Below are 11920 nucleotides of genomic sequence, written 5' to 3'. Positions count from 1 at the left end.
CCTCCCGTCAGCGGGCCGCGAGCGCGCCCTCGTAGAGGTCGCGGCGCGACAGTCCGGTGGCCTGCGCGACCGCCACCGATGCCTCTTTCATGCGGACGCCGGCGGCGACGCGCTCGAGGACCAACCGCACCCCCGCCTCCAGGTCGACCGGACCCTCCGCGGACGGAGCGCCGGCCACGACGACGCAGATCTCGCCACGGACACCGTCCGCCGCCCAGGCGGCGAGCTCGCCGAGCGGCCCGCGCCGGACCTCCTCGTGCAGCTTGGTGAGTTCGCGGCAGACGGCAGCGGGGCGGTCGGCACCGAACGCGTCGGCCATGTCGGCGAGGGTGTCCGCGACGCGGTGGGGTGACTCGAAGAAGACGAGCGTGCGCGGTTCCCCGGCGAGCGCGGCGAACACGCGACGCCGTTCACCCTGCTTGCGGGTCGGGAAGCCCTCGAAGGCGAACCGGTCGGTGGGTAGCCCGGACACGGCGAGCGCGGTGAGCACGGCGCTCGGCCCGGGGATCGCGGTGACGGTCACGCCGGCGGCCGCCGCCGCGGCGACGAGGGGGAACCCGGGATCGCTGATCGCCGGCATGCCGGCGTCGGTCAGGACGACCACGTCGTCGTCGCGGGCGAGGTCCACGACCTCCGCGGCACGGTCCCGCTCGTTGTGCTCGTGCAGGGCGATGAGGCGCGGCCGGTTCTCGACACCGAGGGCGCGCATCAGGTGGACGGCGGTCCTCGTGTCCTCGGCTGCCACGACCGAGGCGTTGGCGAGGGCCTCGACCAAGCGCCGGGAGGCGTCGCCGAGGTTGCCGATGGGAGTCGCCGCGAGCACGATCACCGGTCCATCATCCCGCGCGGGCGACCGACCGCTCACCATCCGCCTCGTCCTCCACAGGCCGCTCCTGTCCACCGTCACAGGATCCGGACCCGGGAGGCCCGATGCCGCTTCCCTAGGATGCTGGGGTGACGACGGACCTGGCCGAACGCGGCTCCCCGCGCGACCTCGATCGTCCCCGCGGATCACGACTCGACGACTGGTGGGCACGCGTGCTCACCACGTCGACGCGGGTCGCGATCTGGCGATGGACGGGTCCGCTCGCTGTCACGCTGCTCGCCGCGGTCCTGCGCCTCTGGGACATCGGCCGACCGGACAGCCTGGTCTTCGACGAGACCTACTACGTCAAGGACGCCTGGTCCATCGTCCACCTCGGGTACGAGGGCTCGTGGCCGGCGGACGTGGGCAACGACGGCCCCACGACGGACCAGCGGTTCGCGGGCGGCGCCACCGGCATCTACACCGACGTCGCGGAGTTCATCGCACACCCGCCGCTCGGCAAGTACCTCATCGGGCTCGGCGAGCTCCTGTTCGGCGGTGCGAACGCGGTCGGATGGCGCATCACGGTCGCGGCCGTGGGGATCGCGACGGTGTTCCTCGTCGCCGTCATCGCCCGGTCCCTGTTCCGGTCGACCCTCGTCGGCACCCTCGCCGGGTTCCTCATGGCGATCGACGGCCAGGCGATCGTGATGTCCCGCGTCTCCCTGCTCGACGGCATCGTCGGCTTCTTCGCCCTGCTCGGGTTCGGGGCGCTCCTGCTCGACCGCCGGTGGACGGAACAGCGGCTCGATCGATGGCTGACGCGCCGCGAGGACGCGGGGCGGAGCACCCTCTGGGGGCCGTCACTGTGGTTCCGGCCCTGGTTGTTCGCCATGGGACTCGCCTGTGGCCTGGCGACCGCGACGAAGTGGTCGGGCATGTACTTCCTGGCGTTCTTCGCCGTGTACAGCGTGCTGACCGACATGATGATGCGGCGTCGCGCGGGAATCGAGTTCTGGAGCAGCAGCGCGGTCCTCCGGCAGGGACCGGTCACGTTCCTGCTGACCGTCCCGGTCGCGGCCGTCGTCTACCTGGCGTCGTGGAGCGGTTGGTTCCTCACGCGGGGCGGGTACGACCGGACCTGGATCCAGAACGGCGGGCACCGCTGGACCGGTCTGCTCGCGTGGGTCCCCACCAGCGTGCAGAACTGGTGGCACTACCAGACCGAGATCTACGGCTTCAACATCACCCTGCACACGCCGCACGCCTACGCGGCGAACCCGTTCACGTGGCTGCTCATGGTGCGCCCGACGAGCATGTACTACCAGGGCACGGACCTCGGGCAGGACGGCTGCGCGTCGGAGCGGTGCGGAGCCGCGATCACCGACATCGCGAACCCGTTCATCTGGTACGCGGCGGTCATCGCGGCCGTGGTGCTGCTCGTGCTGTTCGTGCGTCGGCGGGACTGGCGGGCCGGGTACGTGCTGCTCGGGGTGGCTGCCGGGTACCTGCCGTGGCTCCTGTACGCCGGGCGCACGGTGTTCCAGTTCTACACGATCGCCTTCGAGCCCTACCTCGTCATCGGACTGGCCGCCGTGCTGGCGATGCTCCTCGGGTCACGGGACGATCCCCGGCCGAGGCGGACCCGGGCGATCGTCTGGGTGATCGTGTACCTCGCCGTGGCGAGCGCGGCCACCGCGTACTGGTACCCGATGTGGACGGCGATGCAGACCTCGTGGGACTTCGTCCGGTCGCACTACTGGTTCTCGTCCTGGCTCTGAGCGGTCCGGGGGCCCTGAGCGGTCGGGGGCCCTGAGCGGTCGGGGGACCCTGACCGGTCAGGGGGCCCCGAGCGGTCAGGTGGCACTGAGCAGTCAGGCCGGAGCCGCGTTCAGCGCGAGCTCGAGCTCCTGACGCTCGAGGGGGCGCCCGCGCAGCGGCGACTCGACGGCGGGCGGGCAGACCCCGTCGATGAGCATCTGCCCGTACCGGCGCCAGAGGTCCGGGTCGCAGGCGCGGGTCCGGTCGGCCACGGCACCCACCATGACGACGAGCATCGGCACGTCACGCGCCTGGAAGCCCTCTCGCAGCGCGCCCTCGCGGTGGGCGCGATCCACGAGCGCGGTCATCTCCGCGTCGATCCGGTCCCGGTCCCGTCGCAGCGCGGGCGACGCGGGGTGGGCCCGGACGATCACGTCGGCCAGTGCCCGGTCGCTCGCGCGTAACTCGAGCGCGCCGAGCAGGTACGCGCGCATGGCCTCGCGTCCGGTGGGGCAGGCGGCGGCGCGCTCCACCAGCGCGGACAGGGTCTCGAACTTCGCCGACAGCAGGGCGTCCACGAGGGCGTGCTTGTCGGGGAACCGTCGGTAGACCGTGCCGACGCCCACGCCCGCCTCGTGCGCGACGTCGTTGAGCGTCACGCTGAGCCCTCGTTCGGCGAAGAGCCGTCGCGCGGTGGCCAGGATGCGCTCTCGGTTCCGCAGGGCATCCGCGCGGAGTGGTCGCGCCTCCCGGTCCGGATGGGACGTGGTGGGCATGTCGGGAACGTTAATCCCGATTTCTGGGAATAAGCGGATGCGGCGCATCCGTTTCGCTCTACACTGAGCGAGGCGTCCGACGGTGCGCGCCTCCACATCCACTGCATCCGAGTGACGGAGGACGCCATCATGACGTCAGAACAGACGGCGACGACGCCGACCGGGGCGGTGCCCACGAGCACCGCGGGTGCGGCGCGCCGCACCGAGGGCGGGGTCCGCAACCCCTCGCCCATCGACAAGAAGGACCACCGCTGGATCGTCCTGACGGTGATCGGCATCGCGCAGATCATGGTCGTGCTCGACGCGACCATCGTGAACATCGCCCTGCCGTCCGCGCAGCAGGACCTCGGCTTCGGTACCGACCAGCGCCAGTGGGTCGTCACGGCCTACTCGCTCGCGTTCGGCTCCCTGCTCCTGCTCGGCGGGCGACTCGCGGACCTCTTCGGCCGGAAGAACACGTTCATCATCGGGCTCATCGGGTTCGCCCTCGCCTCGATGCTCGGCGGCCTCGCGGGCACGTTCGGGCTGCTCGTGGCCGCCCGCGCGCTCCAGGGCGTCTTCGGCGCACTGCTCGCACCCGCGGCCCTGTCGCTGCTCACCACGACGTTCACCGACATGAAGGAACGTGCGCGCGCCTTCGGCATCTTCGGCGCGATCGCCGGATCGGGTGCCGCGATCGGTCTGCTTCTGGGCGGCGTCCTCACCGAGTACGCCTCGTGGCGCTGGTGCCTCTACGTCAATCTCGTGATCGCGGCGTTCGCGTTCGTCGGCGCGTTGCTGTTCATCCCGCGTCCGGTCGCCGCACCGCGGCCCCGCATCGACTACCTCGGGGTCGTCACGATCACGGCCGGCCTGGTCGGCATCGTCTACGGGTTCTCGAACGCCGAGACCAACGGCTGGAACGACGGCCTGACCTACGTCTGCCTCGCCGCCGGCGTGGTCCTCATCGCGCTCTTCGTCCTCATCGAGACCCGTGTCGCACACCCGCTCATGCCGCTCCGCGTCGTGCTCGACCGTGATCGCGGCGGTTCGCTGCTCGCCATGGGCCTCGTCGCCATCGGCATGTTCGGCATCTTCCTGTTCCTGACGTACTACCTCGAGCAGACGCTCGGGTTCTCGTCGCTCAAGACCGGCCTGGCGTTCCTGCCGATGCCGCTGTCGATCATGTTCAGCTCGACGATCCTCGGGACCCGCCTGCTCCCGCGCGTCGGGCCGAAGGTGCTCATCTTCATCGGTGGTCTGGTCGCGGCGGTCGGTCTGCTGCTCCTCACCCGGACGCAGCTCGACAGCGCGTACGCGCCCGTCGTGCTCCCGGGCCTCATCGTCATCGGTCTCGGCATGGGCCTGATCTTCTCGTCGGCGTTCTCCACCGCCACCTCGGGAGTCGCGCGACAGGACGCCGGCGTCGCCTCGGCGATGGTGAACACGATGCAGCAGATCGGCGGGTCGATCGGAACCGCGCTGCTGTCGACGATCTTCGCCGACGTCGTGCGCGACCAGCTCACCGGGACGAAGGGCAGCCAGCTCGACCAGGCCCGCGCGGCCCTCGACGGCTACCACACGGCGTTCTTCATCTCGTCGGGCGTGCTCGTCCTCGTGGCACTGGCGGGCGGTCTGATCATCAACCGGCAGCGGGTGCGCCTGGCCAAGCTGCAGGCGGCGTCGTCGGACATCACGGGTTCGATCCCGACCGCCGCGCACTGATCACACTCCCGGCGCTCGTCGCCGCTGACGACGCGGGGTCGTCCGAGCGTCCACGACGCCGGATGACCCCGCGTTTCGGCGTGTTGCCGGAGCTTGTGGAGCGTCAGTGGGTGCGGGTTATGTTGTCGGCATGTCCCCGCTCCTGACGTCGCCCCTGGTGTCGACCCAGTGGCTCGCCGACCACCTGGGGTCGGACGACCTCGTGGTGATCGACGCGACCGTGCGCACGTCGGGCATCGGCCGCGGCACCCGCTGGGAGTCCGCGCACGACGCGTACGTCGAGGACGGCCACGTGCCGGGTGCGGTGTTCGCCGATCTCGTCGACGACCTCAGCGCTCCCGGAGCGTCCATCCCGTTCACCCGTCCGGACGTTGCGCGGTTCGAGCGCGCCGTCTCGGCGCTCGGCGTCTCGAACGGATCGACCGTCGTGGTCTACGACGCCGCCCAGGGCGAGTGGGCCTCGCGGCTCTGGTGGCTGTTCCGCTCGTTCGGCTTCGACACCGTGGCCGTGCTCGACGGCGGGTTCGGCAAGTGGTCGCGTGAGGGGCGCCCGATCCGCCTCGGGGCGCTCGCTCCGCGGTCGTCGACGTTCCTCGCGACCGAGGAGCGACCGATGTGGGCGGACCGCGACCGCGTCGAGCGCGCGGTGGACGGGTCGGAACCAGCCGCCCTGGTGTGCGCCGCCGACGAGCGCGCGTTCGGTCCCGCCGTACCCGAGCTCATCCCCGGGACGACCGCGATCCCCATCGACCGGGTCATCGACGAGGACACGAACGCCTTCCTCCGCCCGCGGACCCTGTCGACGGTCTTCGCCCCCGTGCTCGACGCCCCCGAGGTCGTGACCTACTGCGGTGTCGGTACCGCCGCCTGCGTCGACGCGTTGGCCCTGACGGTCCTCGGTCACGACCACGTGCAGGTCTACGACGGCTCCCTGGCGGACTGGTCGCGGGCGCCCGAGCCGGTCGCCTCCTGATCCTGCCCGTGGCTCGCTCCCCCTCCCGACGGCCGGGAGGCCCGGTCCGGTCCACAGGGACCGGGCAGCGGTCCGACCGTGGGGACGGCACGGGATACCGTGACGCCATGCACAGCACGACGACCACGACCTGGTCCGTTCGCCCGGTCGAGCCCCAGGACGAGGCACCGTGGCGGGCGCTCTACCGCGGGTACCGCACGTTCTACCGCCTCGACCACGACGACGCGGTGGTGGACCGGACCTGGCAGTGGATCGTCCGGGGCGACCACGGACTCTTCGGCCTCGTGGCGTCCAGGCCGGACGGCACCCTCGGCGCGTTGGCCGACCTGCGCTGGTTCGCGCGGCCCTCCAGCGCGACACTCGGGCTCTATCTGGACGACCTCTTCACCGCCGCGGAGCACCGCGGACTCGGGCTCGGCCGCATGCTCCTCGACCGGGCTCGGTCGGTCGCGGCCGACGGGGGTGCGTCCGTGGTCCGATGGATCACCGCTGCCGACAACGCGACGGCGCGGTCCTTGTACGACGCCCACGCCACGGCCACACCGTGGATCACCTACGACATGGCACCGGGAGCGGCACGATGAGCGCGCGCCGCGCAGTGGTGCTCGGCGGCACCGGGGGCATCGGATCGGCGATCGTCCGGCAGCTGCTTGACGCGACCGACGACTGGCAGGTCGACGTGGTGGCGCGACGGGGCGGTGCGGCGGCCGACGCGCTCGTCGCCCGTGGCGCACGCTTCGTCCCGGGTGACCGCCGAGACGGGGTGCTGCTCCGTGACGTCCTCCGTGCCGGGGCCGATCTGCTCGTCGACGGCGTCGGCGCGACCGCGGCCGACGCGCGACAGCTCACCCCGTACCTCCCGGACGTCGCCTCGACCGTGCTGCTCTCGACGAAGGCCGTGTACGCCGACGAGCGTGGTCGCCACGCGAACTCACTCGAACGTCCGGTGTTCCCGGTGCCGATCACCGAGGCCCAGCCGACCGTCCCCGCGGGCGAGGGCGACCCGACCTCCCGAGACGGGTACGCGGCGAACAAGGTGGCCGCGGAACAGGTCCTGCTCGACCACGGGGCCCCGGTGACGGTCCTGCGTCCGTCGAAGGTGTACGGGGTCGGGATCGGCCGGCCGCGCGAGTGGTGGGTCGTCCGGCGGGTGCTCGACGATCGGCCCCACATCGCCCTCGCCGACGGCGGGATGAGCATCGACCACACCACCGCCGCGGCCGGTGTCGCCAGCCTGGTGCACCTCGTCGCCGACGCGCCGGATCGCCGGATCCTCAACGTCGCGGACGAGCCGGCTCCGACAGTCCTCGACATCGTCCGGACGATCGCCGGACACCTCGGACACCGGTGGGAGGAGGTCCTGCTCGACCAGGAGGGCTCCGCACTGACGGGCCGCAGTCCGTGGTGGACGCCCTCGCCGGTCGTGCTCGACACCTCGGCCGCCCGAGCCCTCGGCTGGCAACCGCCCCGGTTCGAGGACGCCGTCCTGCCCGAGGTCGACTGGCTCGTCGAGGTGGCCCAGTCGACACCGGCCGACGGGGACGTCCCCTGGGCCACCGATCCTTTCTTCGAGCGCCTGTTCGACTACGGCCCCGAGGACGCGGCACTCACGCTCTTGTCGTTACGCGAGTGACGCCGGGTTCCACGCCCGTCGCTCGTCGCCGTCCGGGTCGTCGACCTCGGTGATCGTCTCCGCGAGCAGGGCGGTGGCCCTCCGATCGAGGTCGTAGGGACGCCACGGCGCGCGCCCGGTGCGCACGAACGTCACCCAGGCGTCGTGCACGGTGCGCGCGGCCCGCTGTGACGGATGCGGTCCGATCCGAGGGGCGAGTTCCGGAAGCGTCACCGTCTCGAACACGAAGGGCGTGTCCGCGGCGTGGCACGAGCCGAGGCCGTGGTTGTCGCGGGCGTCCACGGCGTCGAACCGGTACATCCAGGTCCCGGACGACCCATGCGCTGCTGTCGTGGCGCTCTGCTCCACGCCACGCGACGCGAGCGCCTCCGCGAGGGCGACCGTCGGCATCCGGAACCGCTGGTCGCCGCCGACCGCCACGAGCAGCTCGCCCGACGTCGCCCCGGGTCGCGTCCGCCGGTACACGTCGAGGCCCTCCGCTGGCAGCCCCCACCGCTCGGCAGCGGCACGGAGCCCCGCCTCGTCAGTCGCGTCGACGAGTCCCGCGGGCCGCGCGAACAGTTCGTACTCGTCCCGGGTCGTCCCGAGCAGGACGGGGACGTCCGCGGCGATCCCGGCACGGACCGCGTCGACAGGCCGGAGTGGCACCAGGTCGCCGTCGATGACGGGCGCGAACGGGACACCACCACCTGGGATCGATCCCCATCCGCCGGCGCTGGCGCGGGCGACGACGCCGCTCACGGCCTCCACCAGCGTGTCGGACGGGACTGCGGCGAGCGCCGCGGTGGTCGGTGGGATCCCGAGGTCCGCGGCGAGCGCGTCGGTCAATGCCCGTCCCTCCTCGACCGGGAGCAGCTGGCTGCCGGCACCGCTCTGGATCACGGCCGCGGCGAAGAGGCCGCGTGCGGACGGCATCGTGAGCAGGGTGGCGACGGATGCTGCACCGGCGGACTCCCCGGCGATCGTGACCCGGTCGGGATCACCGCCGAACCGCGCGATCTCGTCCCGAACCCATCGGAGCGCGGCGACCTGGTCCTGCATGCCGAGGTTCGGCGAGCCGTCCTCCGTGACGAGGGATCCCTCGGCACCGAGCCGGTAGTTGATCGTGACGCAGACGATGCCGTCGCGGGCGAATGCGGTGCCGTCGTACTCCGGCAGCGAGCCGGAGCCCTGGAGGAACGACCCGCCGTGGATCCACACGAACACGGGGAGGCGGTCCGCGCCGACCGGCGTCCAGACGTTGCAGTTGAGCCACTCGTCGCCGGGGATCGTCACCTCGGGCAGGATCGGCACGACGGGCGCCGGGTAGCTCCCCTTCGGCGCCGTCGGGCCGTACACGGTGGCGTCGCGGACGCCCTGCCACGGGACGACCGGCTGCGGCGGTCGGAGTCGGTTCCGGCCGACCGGAGCGGCGGCGTACGGCACGCCGAGGAACCGTCGGATGCCGTGTCCGGCGGTCCCCCGGATGCTGCCGCCCGACACGTGGACGACGTGTTCCGCCTGCTCGTTCTGTTCCATCGCTGCTCCTCCACAGTACTGTGAGTGGTCACTTACAACTTACGTGTGAGCGACCACTCACACAAGTGGCAGCACGGACTTCAGGAGGGCGCCATGGCCGGTCGCGGAACCGCCGACGAACGACGCGATCAGATCCGCCGAGCAGCGACCGTGGCGTTCGCCCGCTCGGGACTGCACGGGGTGTCGATCGACACCATCGCGCGCGAGGTCGGCATCAGCGAGGCGTACGTCTTCCGGCTCTTCGGCAACAAGCGCGCCCTGTTCATCGACGTCGTCGTCGCCGCGTGCGACCGACTCACCGAGGGCATGGTCGCAGCGGCAGCGGGACGCACCGGTGCCGAGGCCCTGACGGCGATGGGCGACGCGTACGTCGAACTCCTCGGCGACCGGGACCGGCTGTTGTTGCAGATGCAGGGCTTCGCGGCGTGCGCGGACCCGGCGGTCCGCGCGGCTATGCAGGACGTGTTCGGCCGATTGTGGAACACGGTGGCCGAACGGTCGGAGTTGGGCGACGTGCCCGTCAAGACCTTCGTCGGCCTCGGGATGCTCATGAACACCCTCGCCGCGCTCGACGTCGGGACGCTCGACACCGAGTGGGCACGTGCTGCTCGGTCCTTCGTCCCGTTCGGTCCCGCTGGCGTCATCTGATCGCGGCGCGCGCCGCTCCGCGACGACCGGACGGGGTTACCGGAGGCTGCCCTCCTCGATTCCCTGCGTGACGTCCACAGCGTCGGTCGGACCGGTTGCGGTCCACAGCGCGCGTTGGCCTGGGACCCCGGGCGCGGCCTCGGTGCAAGGCTGGGCCCATGAGCGACAACCGTCTCGGCACCGCCGTCAGTCCCTACCTGCGAGCCCATGCCGACAACCCCGTGGACTGGCGGGAGTGGGGCACGGAGGCGTTCGCCGAGGCCGCGGAGCGCGACGTCCCCGTGTTCGTGTCGATCGGCTACGCCACCTGTCACTGGTGCCACGTCATGGCCCGTGAGTCGTTCTCCGACCCGGCGATCGCCGACGAACTCCGTCGGGACTTCGTGTCGGTCAAGGTCGACCGCGAAGAGCGCCCGGACGTCGACTCCAGCGCCATGATCGGCGCGAGCGCGTTCACCCAGAACCTCGGCTGGCCGCTCAGCGTCTTCATGACACCGGGGGGCCGGGTGTTCTACGCGGGCACCTACTTCCCGCCCGAACCCGTGCAGGGGCACCCCTCGTTCCGGCAGGTGCTCGGCGCGGTGCGCGAGGCCTGGACGGACCGGCGGGACGAGGTCGACCAGAACGCCGACGGCATCGCCGCCGCCATCACCGCACAGTCACAGGCGGGCGGCGGCGCGGACGACGCCGGCTCGGAGGCTCGGGGCGGCCCCGCCACGGCCCTCCCGGATCCGTCGGCGGTGCACGCGGTCGTGGACCGACTGGCGGAGGCCGAGGACCGGGAGTTCGGTGGCTTCGGGTCGGCCCCGAAGTTCCCGAACGCGCCGTTGCTCGAGTTCCTCGTCGATGCCGGTGCCGACGGCGACGCGCAGGCGCTCGACCTGGCGGAACGAACCCTGACCGCGATCGCCGGGTCCGACCTCCTCGACCCCCTCGACGGCGGCGTCTTCCGCTACGCCACCCGGCGTGACTGGAGCGTGCCGCACTACGAGCGGATGCTGTACGACAACGCGGGGCTGCTCGCGACCGCTGGTGCCCTCGCCCGACATCGCCCCGACGGCATCGCCCCGCAGCTCGCGCGCGGCATCGCCCGGTTCCTGCACGCCGTGCTGCGGACGGCGGACGGTGTGTTCGTCGCGGCGCAGGACAGCGAGAGCACCATCGACGGCCGACGCGTCGAGGGTGCGTGGTACCGCGAGGACGCCGCGGGTCGCGCTCGGCTCGACCCGCCGCCGCTCGACGACCACGTGCTCACCGGCTGGAACGGACTCGCCATCCGTGCCCTCGCGATCGCCGGGGCGGCGCTCGCGGATCCCACCATGATCGAGGACGCTCGCAGCGCCGCTGACCGTCTCCTCGCGACACACGTCCGCGACGGTGCGGTCGTCATCCGGTCCTCGACGCCCCGGGGTCCCTCCGCCGCGGGGCCCGCACTCGAGGACATCGGGCTGTTCGCCGAGGGGCTGGCCGAGCTCGCGCTCGCCAGCGGAGAGGCCCGGTACGCGACGGCGGCGCGGACCATCGTCGACGATGCCGTCACGCTCGACGACACGGGGCGGGCTCGGGTGGTGGTGGGTGCGGATCCGGTCCTCGCGGCCGCAGGCACCGATGCCGGCGAGCAACCCCAGACGGCGCTGCGGAGCGGCTCGATGGGACTCGCGGGTGCGGCTGCCCGCCTCGCGGAGTTGACCGGCGACTCCCGGTACCGCTCGATCGCCGCTCAGCTGGTCGCCGGCCGGGCGAACGACGGACTGCGGCAACCCCTCGGCCACGCCGATGCACTCGGGCTCGCGCTCGAGCTCGGCCGACCGAGTCGCGAGGTCGTCGTGGTGGTCGAGCACCCCGACGACCCGATGGCCCGGCGCGGCGTGGCCGAGCGACGTCCCGGCACGCTCGTCGCGGTGGTGACACCCGAGCAGGCCCGTGCCTTCGCCGCTGCGGGATTCGAGCTGTTCGTCGACCGCGATGCGCTCGCCCCCGCGGCCTACGTGTGTCACGACATGGTCTGCGCGTTACCGGCGCGGACGATCGACGCACTCGCAGCGAGCCTGTCCGCCTGACCCGACCGCTTCCCGGCCACGGCAGGTCAGCACGACCCTGCG

At 72.1% G+C, this 11920-nt stretch carries 10 protein-coding genes; 7 read left to right on the top strand and 3 right to left on the bottom strand.

Going from position 1 to position 11920, the window contains the following annotated elements; translation table 11 throughout:
• Window positions 1-7 precede the first annotated feature (7 nt).
• Entirely contained in the window at window positions 8-829 is an 822-nt protein-coding gene (rsmI, locus tag DEI82_RS12350) for a 16S rRNA (cytidine(1402)-2'-O)-methyltransferase (RefSeq protein WP_111013991.1), read from the bottom strand.
• 125 nt (window positions 830-954) lie between these two features.
• Between rsmI and DEI82_RS12345 the strand changes: the two genes are divergently transcribed.
• Entirely contained in the window at window positions 955-2586 is a 1632-nt protein-coding gene (locus DEI82_RS12345) for a dolichyl-phosphate-mannose--protein mannosyltransferase (protein WP_111013960.1), read from the top strand.
• A 93-nt stretch (window positions 2587-2679) separates the two neighbouring features.
• Here the strand turns inward: DEI82_RS12345 and DEI82_RS12340 are convergent, their stop codons facing one another.
• Entirely contained in the window at window positions 2680-3342 is a 663-nt protein-coding gene (locus DEI82_RS12340; protein ID WP_181434938.1) for a TetR/AcrR family transcriptional regulator, read from the bottom strand.
• 129 nt (window positions 3343-3471) lie between these two features.
• Here DEI82_RS12340 and DEI82_RS12335 point away from each other — a divergent pair, with 129 nt between their 5' ends.
• From DEI82_RS12335 to DEI82_RS12320, 4 genes are all read left to right on the top strand, one after another.
• Window positions 3472-5046: an MFS transporter gene (locus DEI82_RS12335; RefSeq protein ID WP_111011172.1), complete on the top strand. Its 1575-nt coding sequence runs from the start codon at window positions 3472-3474 to the stop codon at window positions 5044-5046.
• A 130-nt stretch (window positions 5047-5176) separates the two neighbouring features.
• Entirely contained in the window at window positions 5177-6019 is an 843-nt protein-coding gene (locus DEI82_RS12330) for a sulfurtransferase (protein WP_111036999.1), read from the top strand.
• Window positions 6020-6126: 107 nt separating this feature from the next.
• The gene (locus DEI82_RS12325; protein ID WP_111011170.1) at window positions 6127-6603 is read left to right on the top strand and encodes a GNAT family N-acetyltransferase; all 477 of its coding nucleotides are present in this window, start codon (window positions 6127-6129) and stop codon (window positions 6601-6603) included.
• Entirely contained in the window at window positions 6600-7652 is a 1053-nt protein-coding gene (locus DEI82_RS12320; RefSeq protein ID WP_181435200.1) for an NAD(P)-dependent oxidoreductase, read from the top strand. Before DEI82_RS12325 ends, DEI82_RS12320 begins: the two co-directional genes overlap by 4 nt.
• Here DEI82_RS12320 and DEI82_RS12315 read toward each other — a convergent pair.
• Window positions 7641-9170, bottom strand: a complete 1530-nt coding sequence (locus DEI82_RS12315; protein ID WP_111036995.1) for a carboxylesterase/lipase family protein — start codon at window positions 9168-9170, stop codon at window positions 7641-7643. The genes DEI82_RS12320 and DEI82_RS12315 overlap by 12 nt on opposite strands.
• 93 nt (window positions 9171-9263) lie before the next feature.
• Between DEI82_RS12315 and DEI82_RS12310 the strand changes: the two genes are divergently transcribed.
• Entirely contained in the window at window positions 9264-9818 is a 555-nt protein-coding gene (locus DEI82_RS12310; protein WP_111036993.1) for a TetR/AcrR family transcriptional regulator, read from the top strand.
• 158 nt (window positions 9819-9976) lie between these two features.
• The gene (locus tag DEI82_RS12305; RefSeq protein ID WP_111036991.1) at window positions 9977-11878 is read left to right on the top strand and encodes a thioredoxin domain-containing protein; all 1902 of its coding nucleotides are present in this window, start codon (window positions 9977-9979) and stop codon (window positions 11876-11878) included.
• Window positions 11879-11920: the final 42 nt, after the last annotated feature.

Origin of the sequence: Curtobacterium sp. MCBD17_019 (assembly GCF_003234555.1) — a bacterium.
In the GTDB taxonomy this organism is placed as follows: Bacteria; Actinomycetota; Actinomycetes; order Actinomycetales; family Microbacteriaceae; genus Curtobacterium.
Note: the sequence above shows the minus strand (reverse complement) of the source record. Positions and strands in the feature narration are given on the sequence as shown.